General features: G+C 67.1%; 7 protein-coding genes and 1 pseudogene. 6 read left to right on the forward strand and 2 right to left on the reverse strand.

The features are described from left to right. Together EAH89_RS30630 and EAH89_RS30635 are read right to left on the reverse strand one after the other, a co-directional pair. Positions 1-153: pseudogene (locus EAH89_RS30630) on the reverse strand (helix-turn-helix domain-containing protein); the annotation flags it as partial. A gap of 140 nt (positions 154-293) precedes the next feature. Beyond that, the gene (locus EAH89_RS30635; protein ID WP_140887940.1) at positions 294-1,115 is read right to left on the reverse strand and encodes a hypothetical protein; all 822 of its coding nucleotides are present in this window, start codon (positions 1,113-1,115) and stop codon (positions 294-296) included. A 163-nt stretch (positions 1,116-1,278) separates the two neighbouring features. Between EAH89_RS30635 and EAH89_RS30640 the strand changes: the two genes are divergently transcribed. The 6 genes from EAH89_RS30640 to EAH89_RS30665 form a co-directional block, all read left to right on the forward strand. Next, positions 1,279-1,545 carry a helix-turn-helix domain-containing protein gene (locus EAH89_RS30640; RefSeq protein ID WP_140887943.1) on the forward strand — a complete coding sequence of 89 codons (267 nt, stop codon included), beginning with the start codon at positions 1,279-1,281 and terminating at the stop codon, positions 1,543-1,545. Positions 1,546-2,600: 1,055 nt separating this feature from the next. Beyond that, positions 2,601-2,786, forward strand: a complete 186-nt coding sequence (locus EAH89_RS30645) for a transposase (protein ID WP_140887945.1) — start codon at positions 2,601-2,603, stop codon at positions 2,784-2,786. 81 nt (positions 2,787-2,867) lie between these two features. After that, on the forward strand, positions 2,868-3,287 hold the full coding sequence (tnpA, locus tag EAH89_RS30650; protein WP_140887948.1) for an IS66-like element accessory protein TnpA: 420 nt from the start codon (positions 2,868-2,870) through the stop codon (positions 3,285-3,287). After that, positions 3,284-3,586, forward strand: coding sequence for an IS66 family insertion sequence element accessory protein TnpB (gene tnpB, locus EAH89_RS30655; protein ID WP_161993866.1), 303 nt, complete (start codon positions 3,284-3,286; stop codon positions 3,584-3,586). Before tnpA ends, tnpB (EAH89_RS30655) begins: the two co-directional genes overlap by 4 nt. Then, on the forward strand, positions 3,583-3,939 hold the full coding sequence (gene tnpB, locus EAH89_RS30660; RefSeq protein WP_140887953.1) for an IS66 family insertion sequence element accessory protein TnpB: 357 nt from the start codon (positions 3,583-3,585) through the stop codon (positions 3,937-3,939). The genes tnpB (EAH89_RS30655) and tnpB (EAH89_RS30660) overlap by 4 nt, the downstream gene beginning before the upstream one ends. Before the next feature lie 13 nt (positions 3,940-3,952). Continuing rightward, positions 3,953-4,562 (forward strand): IS66 family transposase zinc-finger binding domain-containing protein (locus EAH89_RS30665; RefSeq protein ID WP_194152384.1); only part of this gene is annotated, 610 nt, incomplete at its 3' end.

Here is a 4,562-nt window from a genome sequence, read left to right on the forward strand (position 1 = left end):
CGGCCGCGGCTTGTACGCTGGCGGCTCCAGGCCGCGCGCAATGTAGGTGCGGATGGTCTTGCGGTCGTGGCCAGTACGGCGAGCGATGGCCGAGACGGTCAGGCCCTGCCGGGCGAGGTCCAGGATCATGACGAGCTCCCCAAGGGTGACCACCGGCTGCTCCCGTGATGCCGGGCGGCATCCTGGGGCATGGCCGGCGCCGCCTGGGACCCGGGGCGAGCCCTTGGGCACAGGCAGTCGCGCTGGACTGAGGAATTTTCAGCCAGCACTTCCGGGGAGCATTCATCCAGCCGCTACACAAGGTCAGCGCGGGCCGCCTCCAGCACCCGCACGAGCCCCTCCATCTCGCCGCCGAGCAAGAGCTGCAGGGGAGGGAGGTCGCCCAGGCGGGCGTTCGCCGACGCCAGCCAGGCTGCCCGCGACGAAGCGTCCGGGAGACCCCACAGGAGAGCGGCGTTCAGCCCGAACAGCCGGCCGAGGCGCTCAAGGAGCGGGAGGGAGAAGGGCAGGGGCGTCCTCTCGCCCCTGCACGGATCGGATGCCGCCTCCTCGGCGCCCTCTGCCGAGGAGGGGCCGAGCAGCCCCAGGGCCTCGGCCGGGCCAAGCCCCCAGGCGTGAGCCGGGCCGCGCCACGCTGTGCTATCACCCGACCCAAGCCACGCGCCAAGGGCACTCCTGAGCAGCGCCTCGGCCTGTGCCGGCGACAGCGCGGCGAGGCGCGCTGCCAAGCCGTCGGCCGGGCCGCTGAATGGGTGCGGAGCTCGGTCCCAGGGGTTCGGCGGACCGCGGCGCAGAACGGCCCGCCGGTGCTCGGCGAAGAGGCGGCGCCAGAACCCGCGGTCCACGTCCAGCTGCGTGCCGTGATGCCACATGCCCCGGGGATCCTCCGCGAGCAGATCACCATCAGGGCAGGAGCCGGACCGAGAGGCCAGCCGGTCGAAGCTCACCATCCCCTCCCACAGAGTGCCGCCCGTGCCGTCGAGCACGCGGAGCTCGTCCCCGCTCTCCAAGGCATAGAGGCCCTCCTCGCCCGGCAGGCTGGGGTCACGGATCGACCAGATCACCCCCCCGGGATTGGCCTCAACGATCTCCTCGAGGAAGCCTCGGATCTTCATCGCTGCTTGTCCCTCACTGATCTGCTTGATCAACGGCAGCTAGAGCGAAGTCACTCCGCTATCTCTGCAGTCTTGACCTCCCACCACCGCTAATTATGGCGTTTCACCATAATTGCGCAAGTCGTTTAGCCATGAGGACCATCGTTCTCGGGCAAGGCACCCCATGCCGCATCTGCGGCGCACTCCCCGCTCCTTCCGGATCAGAGAACTTCTCGTTCAACACCGTATTGCCATGGGTCTCACGCAGACTGAGCTAGCTCGCGCGATCGGTCGAACTCAGGATTTTGTTTCGAGAATTGAGAACGGAGAGCGTCGACTGATGCTTGAAGACTTTCTCGATTTTGCAAACGCTCTCAGCATCGACAAGGTTAGCTTTCTTGCGGTGCTCGAAGAGGTTCCGAGTGCACGGCAGGTGCGCCGAGTTCGTTGAGTGAGCGCCTCATAAGATCGTGTGCCATTGCGTTTTCTAATCGAGAACTTGGGTCATCCGGGTAACCCGGCCGGCTGCCTTTGCCGCCGGGGTAGCCCGGTGGCATTTTACCGAACAGTACCGGGCCTTCCGAGCCCGGCTTGGCGCTTGATAGGGAAACACCTTGAACCAGCCCTGGCACAACTCACACTGGACATCGATCGGCGGCAGCGGCTTCACGACATCAAATGCCGGCCGAGCCGGGATCTTCCGTGATCGCGCCTTATAACTGCACTCGAGGCTGCAATACCGACGCCCGCCACGGGCGAGTTCGCTGGGGCGTGCCTCGAACACCTTGGGGCAGATGCCGCAGCGGACTTCAACCCGGATCTTCGGCCGCCCTGGGCCGGCGTAGATGGGCGCGTCTTCGGGCGGCATGTCCTCGCTCATGCCGGCAACGTAGAAGCCGCGGCCGCACCAGTGAAGCCGTTCCGTGGCCGCCAGGCGCGCGTGAGGGCCTGGCGCCGGGCTACCATCCAAGGCATTGCACACCACCGGATATTTTGTTCGTTGACATAAGCAATATTCTGCGGTCGACGCGGAAGTTGCTGCACAGCGCTACGTGCTGAAACCTGGTGCGGTTCGCTCCACCTTCCCCGCCAATTCGGCCCGCCTCCTAGATTTGAATCCGGCGCCTCAAACTTGAATCCGGCTCGATGCGCTGCAGCTTATTTGACGTGATCCGCACTCCGCTGGAAGGCTCAGATGGCAAGAATACCTCGTGAGGAGCATGCCAAGATCCGGGAGCGGGTGGAGATTGGCCAAGAGAAGGTCGCTGCGGTGGCCGCCCTCTACGGCTGCACCCCGGCCAACATCTACGCCATCCTCACTAAGCTCCGACGTGAGGATACCTCTGGGACCAAGCTTCCCGTGCCTACCAAGCCTACGGGGTCACTCTCGGCGACCTTGGTGCATGGATCGGAACTGAGTCGTAAGCGCAGCCTTGAGGCCCGTCTTCCAGAGTAGGTTCTGATTGTGCTGGATCGGCTTGGGGCGGAGGGCTTCGAGCTATCGCTATGGACGACGTTAGGGACGACGCGAAGGGTAGCGGGTACCGCCGGATTGAGGTTCTGACGGGACCTGGCCGGCGGCGGACTTGGTCTGACGACGACAAGGCGCGGATTGTCTCGGAGACGCTGCAGCCTGGCGTGGTGGTCACCGAGGTGGCGCGCCGCTGGCAGGTCTGCCCGCAGCAGGNGTAAGCGCAGCCTTGAGGCCCGTCTTCCAGAGTAGGTTCTGATTGTGCTGGATCGGCTTGGGGCGGAGGGCTTCGAGCTATCGCTATGGACGACGTTAGGGACGACGCGAAGGGTAGCGGGTACCGCCGGATTGAGGTTCTGACGGGACCTGGCCGGCGGCGGACTTGGTCTGACGACGACAAGGCGCGGATTGTCTCGGAGACGCTGCAGCCTGGCGTGGTGGTCACCGAGGTGGCGCGCCGCTGGCAGGTCTGCCCGCAGCAGGTGTTTGGCTGGCGTCGCAAGATGCGGCTTGAGATGGCCGGTGAAGCCAGAGCAGCGATGGACTTCGTGCCCATCGTGTCGGCGGCTCCGGCGGCCACACCGGAACGGGTGCCCTCGTGGGTCGCGCCTGGTCCTATCATCGAGGTCAAGGTGGCTGGCGCTGTGCTGCGTGTCCCACCGGGCACCGACGCGGACCTGTTGACGACGCTGTTGCGGGCCATCCGGGCGTCCGCGACGTGATCACACTGCCTGCGGGGGCGCGGATCCTGCTGGCGAGCCAGCCCGTTGACTTTCGCAAGGGCGCGCATTCGCTGGCCGCGCTGGCGGCGGAGGTGCTGAGCGAGGATCCGTTCTCCGGCGTGGTGCTGGTGTTCCGNTCGGCGGCTCCGGCGGCCACACCGGAACGGGTGCCCTCGTGGGTCGCGCCTGGTCCTATCATCGAGGTCAAGGTGGCTGGCGCTGTGCTGCGTGTCCCACCGGGCACCGACGCGGACCTGTTGACGACGCTGTTGCGGGCCATCCGGGCGTCCGCGACGTGATCACACTGCCTGCGGGGGCGCGGATCCTGCTGGCGAGCCAGCCCGTTGACTTTCGCAAGGGCGCGCATTCGCTGGCCGCGCTGGCGGCGGAGGTGCTGAGCGAGGATCCGTTCTCCGGCGTGGTGCTGGTGTTCCGCTCGAAGCGCGCTGACCGGGTCAAGATCGTGGTGTGGGATGGCAGCGGCCTGGTGCTGATCTGGAAGCAGTTGGAGGCCAACACGTTCCGCTGGCCGCCGGTGGTGGACGGCGCGCTGCGGCTGACGCAGGTGGAGTTCGCCGCGCTGTTTGCGGGGATCGATTGGACGCGGGTCCAGAGCACGAAACGGATTTCCACGCCGAGCGTGCCTGCGTAGCATCGGCACCACAATGCGCGCCGCTGCTGACGACACACCGACCTTGCCGGAGGATCCCGCGGCGCTGCGTGCGATGCTGCTGGCGGCCTGGGCGGAACGGGACGACGCGGTAGCCGAGCGCGACGCGCTGGCGGCGCGCAACGAGCGGCTGCGACACCTGCTGGGCAAGCTGCAGCGCATGCAGTTCGGGCGACGCTCGGAGCAGCTGCCCGAGCACCAGTTGCAGTTCGCCTTTGAGGAGGTCGAGGCGAGCCTGGCCGGCAACGAGGCTGAGGCGGAGAAGGGCTCGCCCGAGCTGCGTAAGACGAACACCGCCCAGCGCCGGGCAGGCCGTGGCCGACTACCGGCGCACCTGCCCCGGGTGGAGGTGGTGCTGATGCCCGAGAGCACCGCCTGCCCGTGCTGCCAGGGCGCCCTGGTCGAGATCGGCACCGACACCTCGGAGCGGTTGGACGTGATCCCAGCCCAGTTCCAGGTCCTTGTGACGCAGCGTCCCAAGCTGGCCTGCCGGGTCTGCGCGGGCGTGGTGGTGCAGGCGCCTGCGCCGGCGCGCCTGATCGAGGGCGGCATGCCGACCGAGGCGACGGTGGCCCATGTGCTGGTGTCGCGCTACGCCGACCACC

Source organism: Muricoccus nepalensis (assembly GCF_006438825.1).
GTDB lineage: Bacteria > Pseudomonadota > Alphaproteobacteria > Acetobacterales > Acetobacteraceae > Roseomonas > Roseomonas nepalensis.

Coding starts and splice junctions, on each gene's coding strand:
- EAH89_RS30635 (WP_140887940.1), bottom strand. CDS start 1,115: ATGAAGATCCGAGGCTTCCTCGAGGAGATCGTTGAGGCCAATCCCGGG.
- tnpA (WP_140887948.1), top strand. CDS start 2,868: ATGGACGACGTTAGGGACGACGCGAAGGGTAGCGGGTACCGCCGGATT.
- EAH89_RS30640 (WP_140887943.1), top strand. CDS start 1,279: ATGCCGCATCTGCGGCGCACTCCCCGCTCCTTCCGGATCAGAGAACTT.